Source organism: Brevibacillus reuszeri (assembly GCF_002897295.1).
In the GTDB taxonomy this organism is placed as follows: domain Bacteria; phylum Bacillota; class Bacilli; order Brevibacillales; family Brevibacillaceae; genus Brevibacillus; species Brevibacillus reuszeri_A.
On the sequence record NZ_BEXF01000036.1, the window covers coordinates 26,586 to 41,608 of the forward strand.

Genomic DNA, 15,023 nt, shown 5'->3' on the forward strand with positions numbered 1-15,023 from the left:
TTCATCCCCCCATCACACCATCTCCCGCCAGAGTCAGCGAATTCGTAGCCAAGCCAAGACCCTCATAGGCAAAGCCAATGGCTTTCAGTCTTGCTGAATCGAGATAGTTGCGCGTATCGAGCACATAAGGACGCCGCATCACGGAATACATCGCTGCCCAATCCAGCTCCTGATACTCCTGCCAATGTGTGAGGAGGATGACGGCATCGGCTCTCGTCCCGGTATCAAGCGGCTCGCGGCAATAAACAATCGGCAGATGGCTATTCAGTGATTGAAACATCGCCATCCCTTGAGGATCATGTACGCTTACGCTTGCCCCGAGCTCAACCAATTTTTGAACAATAGCTGCAGCCTGTGTCTTGCGGGCATCATCCGTATCGGGTTTAAACGTGAGTCCCAAAATCCCGATCCGTTTCCCATTTAACGATTGCAGCTGACGAATCACCTTTTCCACCGCGTACAGGTGCATTCTCTCGTTAGACTCGACTGCCGCCTTAACTACCATCATTTCACTGCCGTATTTTTGACTCGTCGCGAGCAGCTCTGCGGTGTCCTTTGGAAAGCAGCTGCCGCTCCAGCCGCTCGATACCTGCAAAAATTTCTTGCCAATTCGCGTATCGAGTCCCATGCCTTCTGCTACAGCAAGCACGTTTCCGCCTAGCACCTCGCACAAGCGCGCCATTTCATTGATGTAACTGATTTTTACCGCCAAAAATGCATTGGCCGCATATTTGATCAATTCAGCGCTTTTGGGATCTGTTTCAAAATATATCGCCTTGGGAGTCTGACGATTGTACAGGAACGGAAGCTGTTCGGATAATTGATCGTACCCCACTCTTTCAATGAGATTGTGATAGAGCTCTCTCATCACCCGAAGGCCCTGTGGCGAAGAAGTACCAACAACGATCCGATCCGGGAAAAAAACATCTTCCAGCGCGTATCCCTCACGCAAAAACTCCGGGTTGCTAACCACTGTAAAATGCTCGTCTGCTACGAAACCAGAAGCTTCCTCGATGAAAGACGCTACGAGCTCGGACGTCCCGACCGGCACCGTCGATTTGTTCACGATGACTGTGAACCGGTCTTTGGATAACTCCCGTCCGATTTTCTGCGCCGCCAGCTTGATATAGCCAAGATCAGCAGTGCCATCCTCCTTGGAAGGGGTTCCAACCGCAATAAAGACGACATGTGCTTCTGCTACAGCCTCAAAGCTTGTGGTCGCAAACAGGTTTTTCCCAATCAGAGTAGGGAGTAATTGCTCCATACCCGGCTCGTAAATGGGGCTCTTCCCCCTGTTTAATTGCTCGATCTTGTTCGGGTCTATATCAATAATGGTCGTTTGGTGACCAATTGCTGCAAAAGCAGTTCCTGTTACGCTGCCAACATATCCAGCCCCAATGCATACCACATTCATTGGCTGCTCCCCCTCCCTTTTTTCGCTGCTCTAGTTTACAATCAGCTGATTTCGATACGCCGCGATCGTTCGACTCAGCCCTTCCTCCAAATTAATCTCTGGCTCCCATGCGAGTAATTGCCTCGCCTTATCAATCACAGGACGCCGTACCTTGGGATCATCAAGCGGCAACGGATGAAACGTAATTCTGCTTGGTGAATGGCTCAGCTGCTTCACCAGACGGGCTACCTCCAGAATGGAGATTTCGTTTGGATTACCAATATTGATGATCTCCCCCGTCGCCGCATCCTTTTCCATCATGAGCTGAAGTCCGCGAATATTATCGTCCACATAGCAGAAGGATCGCGTCTGACCGCCATCGCCATACACCGTAATGTCTTCACCTGTTAATGCCTGGGTGACAAAGTTGGAAATCACTCTACCGTCGTCATTGCGCAATCCTGCCGAGTACGTGTTAAAAATGCGAGCGACCTTTACCTGTACTTCGAAGCGCTGGTAATACTCATAACAAATCACTTCACCCAAACGCTTCGCCTCGTCATAGCAAGCACGCGGTCCCCATGTATTCACATTGCCGTAATACTCCTCGGGCTGTGGATGCAGAGTCGGATCACCGTAGGCCTCACTCGTGCTCGCATACAAAAGCTTGGCCCGATTTCTCCTTGCCAGCTCCAGCATTTGATGCGTACCAACTGTATTGGCTGCTATCGTATCGAATGGTGCATTTTGATAAAAAATCGGCGATGCTGGAGATGCGAGATGATAGATTTCAGCCACTCCCTTTAACTCATCTCTTTCAAGCGTGGATGGATCTGCCACATCGCACTCATAAAACTGAAAAAGGGGATGGCTCAGACACTCCTCGATATTATGCAGCCGCCCCGTCGATAGGTTGTCGATGCCGATCACTTGCTTGCCTTTATCGAGCAGTGATTTGACAAGATGCGAACCGAGAAATCCGGCTGCGCCTGTAATTAGCGTTTTCATATAAGCTCCTCCTGCCTGCTCCAGTCACAATCCCTTATACTGCATGTGTCCGCTGATATTCCTCGTAGCGTCTGCCCATGAGCCCCATAACCATCCCCGCTCCGGAACAAATGCTTTGCAATACTTTGATGAAAGCGATCCGTCCGAATAAAAGCGCTGGCAACGCAAGCACGATTCCGCCCCCTACACGCAGCACTCCTTTGATGGCACGGATGCTGAGATTGGATAGACTGGGTCGGATGTCTCTTTCACAGAGGGTGTAGGTATTCCCAGACCTGTACGCTCGTTGCAGCAGCCAGCTCACTTTTAGCCTGCTCATTGGCAGCCATTCATGTACGATCGCTTCATCTGCCCAAACGATGTCAAAGCCTTGCTCTTTCACCCTCATAAAAAAGTGTGTATCCTCGCCGCCCGACAAGGCGTATCGTTCATCAAAGCCATTTTCACCTCTGGAAAATACTTCTGTATGGATCAGGACATTGCCCGTTCTTGCCAATTCCATCAAATAGCCAGTCGGGTGACGAGTACGCTCATAGCATCCACTTTTTACACTCCATACTGGGGCGTGCTCTGGATACACCGGCAAAACCGGTCCTGTAACGATCGCTGCCTGATACATTTGTTGGACAGCGAGTAGCTCATCCAACCAACTCGGCTCGGGAATTTCATCATCATCGATGAAGGCGATAAAATCATGCCCCTCTCTCGTCAGGGCTACTGCCGCATTGCGGGCGTAAGAGATCCCCCGGCGTTTCTCGTTGTACCATTCCAGCTTCCATGGATAGCTCGCTTTCAGCTTGGAGTAGTCACCAGCTGAGCTAGCGGAGGGATCATTGTCAATCACGATGACCTTCACCTCTGAAGGCTGCGTTTTGGTAAAGCTCAGCCTGGCCAATCCATCCAAAAGCCTCCGCAGACCATCAGGACGCTTATAAGTGAGGACACAAACGGCTACCCTCATCACCTTCCTCCTCTCTCAACGGTTAACGCTGCTTGCTCACGAGCTTTTCCAGCGCCATTTTGACTCGCAAAAGAGAACCCAAAAGAGATGAACAAAATCCAGAAAAAGCTGTTGTGATCCAGTAGCGACGTCTCCGTCAAATTTCCTGCAACCATGTAAATCAGAAAGAGCAGCGGCCAAAAGCTTTCCCAGCTTTGCTTGGTGCGAATGTATCGAAACGCCTTGATAAAGCGGGTAGTAAAGCCGATTAGAATCATGACCAAACCGACCAGCCCAACATCGAGGGCAGCATCGAGAAAGCCGTTGTGTGAGTTGGGGGGATTCCAGTTGGAGACCATCCACAAATACGCGGACTCCCCATCCCATCCGAGCCAAAATCCGCTGTATCCATAGCCGAGCCATGGATGCTCACGAATCATTTCGATGACTGTCGCCCATAGCTCTGTCCTGCCTGTCAGCGTCATATCACGCCCGAAGGATTCGAGCAGTATTTCCGCATTTGGGACCACGCCCAGGGTAAACACCACACCCAGCATAATTGCAGACATCCAGAGCGAAAGCTGCGCGTATACGTTCCAGCGAAAGGAATACAGAAACGGAATACAGCCAAGCAGCACTACAAAAACCACGATCGCCGTTCGGGACTCCGAGAGGATTAACAAGCTGCTGCATAAAGCGAATCCCCCCCAGCCGATCCACCGCGGCCATTGCTTCATCATGATGATCAGGAAGCATACGATAGCTCCCAGACACATGAGTCTTCCTAATTGATTTTTGTGGGAGTATATCCCGCGCCAAGCCATACTTCCCTCGTGCAGCATCTTTCCCACATCAGGCAGCACCAGCGTGACAATCAGACTGCACACCGCGCCACCCAACAGCATCCAGACCACCATCAAAAACTGCTCTCGCAAGGTAAAGCGTGCTGCCATGTAAATCGCGACGAGCGTCGTCCCGAAATAAGCGATGCTGCGCCGTATCGTAATATCAGGAGCTTGCGACCATAGAAACGAGAGCATTATGAGTGCCAGCAGCAGGAGGGAAAGCTTGTCTCGGGTCAATATGGCGAGTACTCGTTTCCTTTGGATCAGGATCAGCACGAAGGCGACACCATAGATGACCTTCCAAAGCAGTTGAAGCAGGGGATTGCCCTCCATGACATTTTCCGGCTGCCCCACTTGAAAAAAGGGGAAGAATGCTTGTGAAAACAGCAGGAGGGAGACGATGATGAACGCTTGTTCAAATCTCACGAAAATTTTGCTTTCGCGATAATGATTTTTCTGGGCAGAGGCTCGTGTCTCTAGGATCACTACATCCTGCAAAACGGTACCTCCTAGTTGGTCAATTGTCCCGTAACCCTCACGATGCGCTCTTTGCGCTGCAGGTACCCGATCACGCCCCAATAACCACAGCACAGCAAGAAATCACCGATGAGGCTGACCACAATTGCTCCCTTCCACAAAAACAGAGGGACGATGAGAATATGCAGCCCGGCAACCAGAATGGCAACAAAGACCTGGATAGCAGAACGCCAGCCTTGAAAGCCTGCACCGGTTAATGCATCTGCGGCGAAAAAGTGCAAGCTTTTCAGAAGCGGAATCACTGCCATCCACTGAACAGCCTCCACTGCAAAGCGGTAGTCCTCTCCCAAAACCCATGGCAATACTGGAGCGATCAAATACAATCCGAGCCACGCAAAGGCTGAATAAACAAGGGAGATCACTAGCAGCTTGTTCGCGTATCGGACACTCGCTCCAATGCCGGATGTCCCCTCCTGAAAAAACCGGGAAAAAGCGGCACTCATCAAGGAGTAAATGGGTGACAGTGTGACATCGACAATTCTGCTGGCTGCTGCATATATTCCAGCGTGCTGCGGGGACGCAAACTTGACCAGAATCGTTTTTCCAATATCCGAGTACACGACGAGGGAAGATTGGCTGATTGAAAAATAGGCTCCACTCCTCCACTCCGCAAACACCTTTTGCAAATGAAGACGGGGTCTACCCAGCTCATAAACGACAAGCACCAACGCAGCAAGAGCCATTACAGCCGTTGTCAAAAAGTAAAGAATCGCCCACTCTGAAACGCTGTGCTGTGCTGCAACCAGCAATAGTGCGAGAGCCCCAACCAGCCTGACTGCGCCCATCAGCATATTCAACTGGGCCGTTCGTTTTAACCGTTCGAATGCCTGGTACGCCTGCCCGCATATTTCAACCACCCTGTACATAATCAGATCTGACAGAGCCACCCACAAAATAATACTCATGCTGATCGACTCGGGGAGAAAGAAACGCCCCAGCATAATCGCGACCACGGTCAGGGCAATACCTGAGACGACTGTCATGAACAAGGCATTCCCGAAGTATTCTCGAAACACTTCTTTGTCTCTGGAAACGTTCATGACCAACAGCTCGCCCCGCCCAAGACTGGAAAATGGGGTCAAAATCGCGACTAAGGTCACGACCCCGATGAACAAGCCGTAGCCACTCGCTCCCAATGTTCTGGCGATGATGACGAAGTACACCATCTGCAGCAGCAGCCGTATCCCGTCCCCCAAAAGCATCCAGAGCGTATTTCGGAAAAGCAGGCCGTTTAAGGAATGTTTCAACAATGGGAGGTGTTTTCCAAGAGAAGTCAGGCGTTCTAGCATGTATTGCTCCTTAAGATGACTCGAATGGTCTTGTATACAATCTTGGCATCGAGTGCAAACGAGAGGTTTTGTATATACAAAAAGTCATGGTGTAGGTTGGCATGAATCGGTTTGTTCCGGTCCGGGCTGATTTGCCAGAGACCCGTTATTCCCGGCTTGACTAGCCAACGCTGTTTTTCATAATACGAGTACACCTGCTCGACAATCGTTTTTTGCTCGGGTCTGGGGCCGACGAAGCTCATTTCGCCACGGAGGATGTTAATCAATTGAGGCAGCTCATCCATACTGGTCCTGCGCAGCAGGCGCCCTAATCGAGTAATGCGCGGGTCCATCGCGGAGGAAGGCGATACTCCCTCCTGTGGAGAGTCAACATACATGGTACGGAACTTGTAGATCGTAAATTCTTTGCCGTACCTGCCTACCCGCTTCTGCCGGAATAAGACGGGACCTTGAGAATCAAGTGAAATCGCGATCGCCACCAAGAGAAAGAGTGGCATCAGGAGCAAGAAAAACAGCAGGGCAAAACTGAAATCTAGCATATTTTTCAAGTAATTGGTATAAAAGGAGCGGCTTGATCTCAGTTTTTTCACTGGGATTAATTCCATATCCTTCACAATCTCCATTACACGGGTAGTTTCCAATCATTCACGAAATAGCGGTTGTTCATTTGAGCTAAATACAGTCCAAATTCCCTGCTTAATTCCTCATTTTTCATGGCAAATTCTATTGTTGCGCGCAGAAATCCGAGCTTGCTGCCCACATCGTAAAGCGTCCCTTCGTACCTGTATGCGAGCAGCTCCTGCTCCTGAGCCAGTATTTGCAAAGCATCCGTGAGCTGAATTTCACCGCCTACCCCTGGCTTGGTACGAGCTAATATGTCAAAGATGCGTGGTTCAAGAATGTATCTGCCGATAATCGCTAGATTCGAGGGGGCGTTGGTCTTAGGCTTTTCGACCAGGTTATGAATGAGGTCCAATCTCTCCCCCACCGAAATACCGTCGATCACCCCGTATTTATCCACTTCGCTCCAATCCATGGCTTCAACTGCGATTACGCTCGTTTGCTCTTGCTGGTATATGTCCATCATCTGCCTCAGACAAGGGACTTCACTGTCAATCACCATGTCTCCAAGCAAAACAGCAAATGGTTCATTCCCGATGAATTTGCGTGCGCACCAGATGGCGTGCCCCAATCCGAGCGCTTCCTTTTGCCGAATGTAATGAATCTCCACTAAATTGGTCAGGCCCTCCACGATTTCGTACAATTCGGTTTTGGCCCGCTCCATCAAATTGATTTCCAGCTCGTAGTTTTTGTCAAAATGATCCTCGATGGCACGCTTGCTGCGCCCTGTTACAATAATGATATCTTCAATGCCGGAGTGCACTGCCTCCTCGACGATGTACTGAATCGTCGGCTTGTCTACAATCGGCAGCATCTCCTTAGGCATTGCTTTTGTAGCAGGTAGAAATCGGGTACCTAGTCCGGCTGCCGGGATTACAGCCTTTTTAATTCTTTTTTTCATGACCCATTCACCTCACGAATAATTGGCTCTTTCCAGCTGCGCAACCTCCACTCGTGCTTTTTTGGGCTTTTTCTGCACAGTGGAAATGGTTTCTATCAAAATGATCAGGAATACAACCATAAATAAACCAGCAAAGAACGCAGCGGCCATATTCAAGTACGGTTTTGGAGATACAGGAAGTGTTCCTTCTTTGTACTCAGCTTCATCTACGATCATGACGTTATCAATGTTCATAAAAAGATTGATGTTTTGTGAAAAGGAGCGAGAGATTTCGTTGACGATTTGGACAGCATGCAGTGGATTGGGATCGGTATACGTGACGGTAATAATGAAGGAGATATTGGATGTTTTTACTTCCAGCTGTTTTAATAGGTCTTCTGGGGTGATGGACAAGTCCAGCTTACGGATGACATCCTGCGCAATTTTTCGAGTTTGGATGAGCCCACTGTAGGTTTTGATCAGCTGCTGGTTGCTGAGGATGCTGTTGTACAAATCCTGTTTGTCCAATTCTTGCGGCTTTACCAGCATTGTTGCAGTCGCTTCGTAAGTGGGAACCATCACGAAATAGCTGATGTACGCTGCACACGCAACACAGAGTAGTGGTATCGTTGTCATCAGAATCCAGCGCGCCCGCATCGCTTGAAGTATTACCATGACGAACTCGAGATTCATAAGGAAAAGGACTCCTTTTCTAATCTTGTCAAACAGATCACCTCTTACTTTTGTGATGTTTGCGCAGGCTTCATTTTTTGGGGGAATAGTCACCCTTTTTAAGAAAATAGGACTATCATTATGGACCTATCGTTTCCTGTCCATTTGCGTTTATATGAAACAATATGAGTGATTCATCATCAATTATTCTCTTTTTAAAATATTTTCCGTGTATCTTTTGACCCCTTAAAATTGAAATAAATAAACCACCCTTTCTCATAGTGGAAAGGGTGGGATAAAAAGCATAGACAAGGCTTATTACTTATCACTAGCAACGACTGCTTCGGAAGTCACAGATTTCTTGAATTCCTCGACTCGTTTTTTTATTCGTAACCGTTCCTCATTGGATACCAGGTAGTAGTAAACGCCGTTTATCTTTCCTCCCTCCCCGCTTACCCTGATCGTTTCTATTTGTTCCAAGGAACTCTTGTAATCAAGCATTAATTCTTTCATGTTTTCAAATGTGAGATTTGTCTTAAAGCTAGTACCTACTACGGATAAAAGATCGTCGAGCTTGTTGACCGTGCTAATTCCTTTTGCCTTATCCATCAAATCCCGGATGACCTGCTGCTGTCTCTTGTTTCGCCCAAAGTCTCCCTCAGGATCATCGTAACGCATACGCACATACGCTAATGCTTTCTGCCCATCCATATGACTGATTCCTTTGGGAAACTGGTAGCCTTCGTAGTCAAAAGCAAAAGCGTTGTCAACAGTAACACCGCCAAGCGAGTCAATGATATTCGAAAACCCCTCCATTTCCACCTTTACATAATAATCAATCGGAATATCCAAAAAGCGCTCAACCGTTCGTACTGTACTAGCAATTCCCCCTGCTTGATACGCATGATTGATCTTGTCGGGCTGTTTCCGGCCCACAATCTGAGTTCGGGTGTCGCGGGGAATGCTCATCATCAAGGTTTGTTTTTTCTCAGGATTGATAGTCAACAAGATGAGCGTGTCGGACCTTCCCTGGTCTCCTTCTCTCTTGTCTACTCCAAACAGTAATAAGGTAAGGGGCTTCTTCTCGCTTTTGGCATGGGCTTCTGGTACAGGCTTTGGAGCAGGAAGCGGCTCAAGTGGCTTGGCTGATGTGGACTCAGGTTCGTGGGTAGTCTCCGGGGGCAGGGGTTCGTAAATCATGCTCGCTGTCTCTTTTACATTTGCATAGAGCTGAAAAAAGAAAATCGTCATTGCACTTATGACAATCAGTACAACGATGAGCAACACGTAGACATACCGTTTCATGAGCCCGCATCTCCTACATTACGTCTTGGACATCCATTACTCATTATTACGATGCTGTCTCATGCTTTACGACTCCTGCCAGCGTAAATAAGGGAGAGATGTTCCGAAAAAGAAAAAATCTCCCTTCTTGGCGGGAGATTTTAATGCGTACGAGCTTGGGTATCTAACTAATTGCTGACTACCTCAATATTCGGATTATATCTTTTCACATACGTGTAAATTTCTTCACCAGAAAGCAGATTTTGTATCAGCTGTACAGGTTGATTCGCCAAGTGAGCCTCCAGCTGTTCTTTTCCTCGACCAATACGTTTCGTGGCAACATCAGGCAATGTCAGAACATGAGGAACCAGGACTTGGAGATACCAGGTACCGTGCTGCTCTTCAGAGACATCAATCTCTAAATCAACGTCATTGCTCTCGAACACGAATAGATGGTTAAACAGCGCTTCTCTCTCTGCTGTCTGTAGATCCCCGATATGTACTTTCAGGACACTCAAGTAATGCTCCTCGTTAAACAGCACGAGCTCTTCGTTAATCGGTTGATACTTTTTCACCAAGAAATCCATGATGCCTCCCTTTAATATGTTTGACATTGTATCTAGCATACTACTTTTCCGAATATTTAGGCAACTATTCATGTACATTGATCGGAATTGTTTATCATTTTTTATTTTCGCAAAAAAGAGCCTCACCACAGTGGTAAGACTCTTTTTTTCATTTCTTATCTGACTCGTTAGACTAAGGTCGAGCCTTCCACTACCGCTCTGGCATCCTCAAGTGAAATCAGTACCGCTCGCGCTTTGCCGCCGCTTTGCCCTGCAACATAGCCGTCTGTTTCCATCATTTCAATCAAACGCGCTGCTCGATTATAACCCACCCGGAAGCGGCGTTGCAGACCAGATGCGGATGCTTGTCCTTGCTCTGCGACAAATACCAGCGCCTCGAAGTAGAGTGGGTCATCTCCCGCGTCGAAGGATTGGACCTGCTGCTCCAAATCCTCTTTGCTGAACAGATACTCTGGCTTGCGTTGCTTTTTAATCATATGTGTAATACGTTCAATCTCATCATCTGAGACAAAATTTCCTTGCAGACGCACTGGCGTTGTACCACTTTCAAGGAAAAGCATATCTCCTCGACCCAGCAATCTCTCCGCCCCGGATTGGTCGAGAATCGTGCGAGAATCGACCTGCGAGAAGACGGCAAATGCCAGGCGAGTCGGAACGTTTGCCTTGATGTTCCCTGTGATGACATCAACAGATGGGCGCTGGGTTGCGAGTAATAAATGAATACCGCAGGCACGGGCCTTTTGCGCAATCCGGATGATACAATCCTCTACATCCTGTGGTGATACCATCATCAAGTCGGCAAGCTCGTCGATCACAATGACGATGAAAGGAAGGGTATCATCGGTCGTTTGATTGTAACGATCGATATCTCGTACTCCCGCATCTACAAAAAGCGCGTACCTCTTCTCCATTTCCTCCACACACCATTTCAGTGCTGCCGTCGCTTGCTTCGCTTCAGTCACGACAGGGGTCACAAGATGTGGCAAATGATTATATGGAGCCAGCTCAACCATTTTCGGGTCAATTAGCAAAAGTCGTACTTGCTCTGGTGTAGCTTTGTACAACAAGCTGACGATAATCGAATTGATACAGACGCTCTTCCCTGATCCTGTCGAGCCCGCAATCAATCCGTGCGGCATTTTCTTAATATCCGCGATAATTGGCTCGCCACCAATGTCCATCCCCAGGGCTACAGCTAACGGGGACGGATGCTGCTGGAACTTTTCGGAGCCAATCATCTTCTCTATCAAGACTGGCTGACTCGCCAGATTAGGTACCTCAATCCCGATCGCATTGCGGCCTGGGATCGGTGCCTCAATCCGAATATCCTTTGCAGCCAAATTCAGCTTGATGTCATCAACCAGACTTGTAATTTTGTTAACCTTGACTCCTGGCGCCGGTTGCAGCTCAAAGCGCGTAACAGAAGGGCCCTTCACAATCCCGACAACGTGTGCACTCACATTGAAATTGGACAGCGTCTCTTCCAACAGGAGCTTTTGCAATTGGGTGTGTTCGTCATCGTCATCGCTTGGCGGCGGACTCGGATTGAGCAGCTCCAACTGCGGTATCACGTATGGCGGTTCTACTATCTTCTCTGGCTCAGGCTCTTGTACAGGCTGCTGTTGCTGCTCACGCTTCGGCTCAGCTGCACGCACTGGTTCACTCATGGATTCCAGTGGTCTGTTCGATTCCTGTACAACATTTTGCTGTTCTAGCCCAGCTCGTTCCAACAATCGATTGACGTCAGCTGCATACGGTGCAGCGGTGTTCACTTCGGCTGCAGAGGTGTCGGATTTTATTGCAAAAGGCTCCGTATGTTCAATGGATGGCACGATGGATGTGACAGCTGGCTCGATTTCTTCAATCTCTTCTGCCGGCTCGATGTGAGCTACTTGCTCGACTTCTTCGATCTCTACCGTCGGCTCGATGTGAGCCACTGGCTCGACTTCTTCGATCTCTTCTGCCGCTTCGAGATGATCTAGTGTCTCGACTACTTCGATCTCTTCCGTCGGCTCAATGTGAGCTACTGGCTCGACTTCTTCGATCTCTTCCGTCGGCTCGATATGAGCTACTGGCTCGACTTCTTCGATCTCTTCCGTCGGCTCGATATGAGCTACTGGCTCGACTTCTTCGATCTCTTCTGCCGGCTCGATATGAGCTACTGGCTCGACTTCTTCGATCTCTTCTGCCGGCTCAATGTGAACTACTGGCTCGACTTCTTCGATCTCTTCCGTCGGCTCGATATGAGCTACTGGCTCGACTTCTTCGATTTCTTTTGGCTCAACCGCCGACTCGAGATGAGCGGCCGGTTCAGCTTCATTGACTTCCATATCCCCTGTTTGCTGCACACTTACCTCAATAGACCCTACTGCAATCGGCGGCTCGTCCGCTTCTCTCTCACGTATCTCATCGGACACTTGTCCCAGAGCAGCAAGAGGAGCATCATGCAGCTGTGCACTTACCTCCAGCGTTTCTCCCACTGCTTCCGTTGCTGCTACAGCCACTGTCAGCTCCACCGCAGCCGCAGATGCTGTTGCCACTTCGTCTGCTGCTTGCAAAGCTTCTTTCCGCGCTTCTTCACCCAAATCGGGGAGCAGTCTGTCCTGGTCAGGCTTCGAGTCATTTTCCTCATGGTCTTCAGGGAAGTAGCGCTCGCTGATTTCCTTTTCCCATTGCTTTATCTGATTCAGTTGCTCCTCCTGCTCCAAACGAGGATACACGATACCCGAGGTCGTATGTATGCGATGCTCAACCTCACGCGTAGCCGGTGTAATCTTTCCATAAACAGGCGAAATAATATCGGATGGCGTATACGAACGCTTTTCCTCCGCTGAAAGTGTAGAACGAGCGACTTTTTCACTCGGTCTTTCCGGTTTATCTGGTCGTTCTTGTCTTTCCGGTCTCTGGTGGATTGGCTCCCGATTCGTTTCATAGCGAGCAGGAGACTGCTTCTCTATTTTTCGCTCTACCTTTGGTACAACAGGTGTCTCTCGTTTCTCACGCGCCTCTCTGTTACCGCGGGGCGTTTCCCGCGTCTGTACTGTTCTTTCCTGCTCATAGGAAGCTTGCTCACGCGTCCCTGCCGTATACCCTTTTTGCATTTCCTTATTTTTGCGCTTTGGCAGCTGATATTCATCTGGAACTACTGGAAAACGGAATTGACGTTCCTTGCTTGATCTGAAGTCGTCCGTATCACGATTGTTTGCCCGCTCTTTGGGGTAAATGTTTTTTGTCTTTGCCTTGAGCTGACGGGGAGCGGGATTTACCGGAGTACGAATCTCTTCCTCCACTCTTTGTTCTGCTTCACCCTGAAAATAACTCATCAGCTTTTGAAGCCACAACCACATGGTACAAACGCCCTTTCTTTTCTAAACCATCTTTTCCCTTTCATCTTACCACGAAAATGGGGCTTATTTTGTCCGAATGGCGATTTTTTTCCTTATTTGCGAAACCTTTTCTCATCTCGGACGTACTACATTGTGGGAACTAAAACAAATATTACATAGGGGAGGAACACAACATGTGGAAAAAGGGAAGTGCAATACTTCTTGCCGGTATGCTCGTGCTTACAGGTTGTGCCAATGAAGCATCTTTGGTGCGTGATTCCATCGTCGCATCCATAGATAAGCCAAACTACGATTTCCAAGGGACTTTGAAGCTGACAGGTGATGTAGAAAAATTGCCAGCAGCATTCGGGGAAACTGCAGTAGATAAAGAGGGACAGGCATTTCTGGCAGCTTTGAAGGCTGGTGTGACAGCCAAAGGCTCTCAGCAAGATCTGAAGAACGCAAAATTCCAGCTTGAAGTAAACGACGACAAGCTGCTGCGCGACAACAAGCTCTGGACTGGTGATAAAAAAGCGTCCGTTGAGATGATTGCGGCAGACAATAAAGTATATGTAAAATCTCCACTCGACTCCAAGTACTTGGTCATTGATGCTACTGCCTCCAATCCATTCGGCGGCATCGATAGCACAGAGGGAGTAGACCCTGCCAAGCTGAAAGCGTTCCAGGACAAAATGAACGATCTCACGTTGAACTTCATCAAAAAATACGTAAGCAAATACGGCTACAAGCTGGCTGACGCGAAAAATCTTGGCGTAGAGAAAGTAACTCTGCCAAACGGCGACAAGGTAGATGCGACACACGTAGCGATCAAAATCGACGCCAAAGAACTGGTTAAAATGTTCTTCTTCACTGCAAATGATGCTGTAGCTAGCCAAGACGTGAAAGCATTTGCCATCGATTTTATGGTTCTGACCAACACTTTCGCTGAAGAAATCGATCCAGAAATGGGTAAGACAACCGAGGCTGAAAAACGTGCACTGGCAGAAGCAACTATCTCTGAAGGCATGAAGTCCGCGAAGCAATGGCTCGACGAAACAGGCAAAATTTATACGCCTGAAAAAGTCGTAGAAGAAATGAAAAAAGAAGGCTTCCAAAACCTGGCTTGGAACCTCGACTTCTATGTAGACAGTGCAAAAATGCCTGTTCACCAAAAGAGCTCTCTGAATGTAACGTTCCAAACAAAAGACATGAAGCAAGCTCTGACAATTGGATTGGAAGCAGATCAATACGCATATAACTTCGGTAAAGCTACCAAGTTCAGTGTTCCTGCAAAAGATGCTGGTGTGACTGTTGAACAGCTGTACAAGGATGAGAAAGCGATCAACAGCTTTAGCGACAAAGGCTTCATGCGTCCTTTCGCACAAAGCATGCTGGAGCAATACAAATGGCAAAAAGAATTGGAAGCAGAATGGGCAGAATATGAGGCAGAGGCTGCAGAACCTGCAACAGTAACGCCTTAAATTCTAAACATACACAAAAAGCACGGCGCACCCTGATATTATCCCCTTTGAGTAGACAGTGTAAAAAGCCCGCCCACCTAACGGTGGGTGGTACACTCTACTTGGAGGGGATTTTTCCATGGCTAAAAAAGGTCAAACATTCAAGCGATATTCCGAGGAG

At 48.4% G+C, this 15,023-nt stretch carries 12 protein-coding genes; 1 reads left to right on the forward strand and 11 read right to left on the reverse strand.

Translation table 11 applies throughout. From position 1 onward, the window contains the following. Position 1 precedes the first annotated feature (1 nt). The 11 genes from C3B52_RS32085 to C3B52_RS32135 all read right to left on the reverse strand — a co-directional run bounded on the left by C3B52_RS32085 (position 2) and on the right by C3B52_RS32135 (position 13,403). Positions 2-1,414, reverse strand: coding sequence for a UDP-glucose dehydrogenase family protein (locus tag C3B52_RS32085; protein ID WP_103110405.1), 1,413 nt, complete (start codon positions 1,412-1,414; stop codon positions 2-4). A 30-nt stretch (positions 1,415-1,444) separates the two neighbouring features. Then, positions 1,445-2,401, reverse strand: a complete 957-nt coding sequence (locus C3B52_RS32090) for an NAD-dependent epimerase/dehydratase family protein (RefSeq protein WP_103110406.1) — start codon at positions 2,399-2,401, stop codon at positions 1,445-1,447. Between the two features lie 34 nt (positions 2,402-2,435). Then, the gene (locus C3B52_RS32095; protein WP_103110407.1) at positions 2,436-3,362 is read right to left on the reverse strand and encodes a glycosyltransferase family 2 protein; all 927 of its coding nucleotides are present in this window, start codon (positions 3,360-3,362) and stop codon (positions 2,436-2,438) included. After that, complete coding sequence (locus tag C3B52_RS32100; RefSeq protein ID WP_164685013.1) at positions 3,362-4,777, reverse strand: O-antigen ligase family protein; 1,416 nt, start codon at positions 4,775-4,777, stop codon at positions 3,362-3,364. The genes C3B52_RS32095 and C3B52_RS32100 overlap by 1 nt, the downstream gene beginning before the upstream one ends. Beyond that, positions 4,696-5,970, reverse strand: coding sequence for a lipopolysaccharide biosynthesis protein (locus C3B52_RS32105; protein ID WP_164685014.1), 1,275 nt, complete (start codon positions 5,968-5,970; stop codon positions 4,696-4,698). Before C3B52_RS32105 ends, C3B52_RS32100 begins: the two co-directional genes overlap by 82 nt. A 35-nt stretch (positions 5,971-6,005) precedes the next feature. Next, positions 6,006-6,635 carry a sugar transferase gene (locus tag C3B52_RS32110; RefSeq protein WP_103110410.1) on the reverse strand — a complete coding sequence of 210 codons (630 nt, stop codon included), beginning with the start codon at positions 6,633-6,635 and terminating at the stop codon, positions 6,006-6,008. Further along, positions 6,635-7,534, reverse strand: coding sequence for a UTP--glucose-1-phosphate uridylyltransferase GalU (galU, locus tag C3B52_RS32115; protein ID WP_103110411.1), 900 nt, complete (start codon positions 7,532-7,534; stop codon positions 6,635-6,637). Before galU ends, C3B52_RS32110 begins: the two co-directional genes overlap by 1 nt. 12 nt (positions 7,535-7,546) lie before the next feature. Then, the gene (locus C3B52_RS32120) at positions 7,547-8,188 is read right to left on the reverse strand and encodes a YveK family protein (RefSeq protein ID WP_164685015.1); all 642 of its coding nucleotides are present in this window, start codon (positions 8,186-8,188) and stop codon (positions 7,547-7,549) included. A 315-nt stretch (positions 8,189-8,503) separates the two neighbouring features. After that, the gene (locus tag C3B52_RS32125) at positions 8,504-9,490 is read right to left on the reverse strand and encodes an LCP family glycopolymer transferase (RefSeq protein ID WP_103110413.1); all 987 of its coding nucleotides are present in this window, start codon (positions 9,488-9,490) and stop codon (positions 8,504-8,506) included. Positions 9,491-9,657: 167 nt separating this feature from the next. Then, positions 9,658-10,056 (reverse strand): hypothetical protein, encoded by a 399-nt coding sequence (locus tag C3B52_RS32130; protein WP_103110414.1) that lies wholly within the window; start codon positions 10,054-10,056, stop codon positions 9,658-9,660. A gap of 167 nt (positions 10,057-10,223) precedes the next feature. Next, on the reverse strand, positions 10,224-13,403 hold the full coding sequence (locus tag C3B52_RS32135; protein ID WP_103110415.1) for a DNA translocase FtsK: 3,180 nt from the start codon (positions 13,401-13,403) through the stop codon (positions 10,224-10,226). 173 nt (positions 13,404-13,576) lie between these two features. On the opposite strand from C3B52_RS32135, the gene C3B52_RS32140 reads away from it, so the two are divergent. Then, positions 13,577-14,863 carry a hypothetical protein gene (locus tag C3B52_RS32140; protein WP_103110416.1) on the forward strand — a complete coding sequence of 429 codons (1,287 nt, stop codon included), beginning with the start codon at positions 13,577-13,579 and terminating at the stop codon, positions 14,861-14,863. Positions 14,864-15,023: the final 160 nt, after the last annotated feature.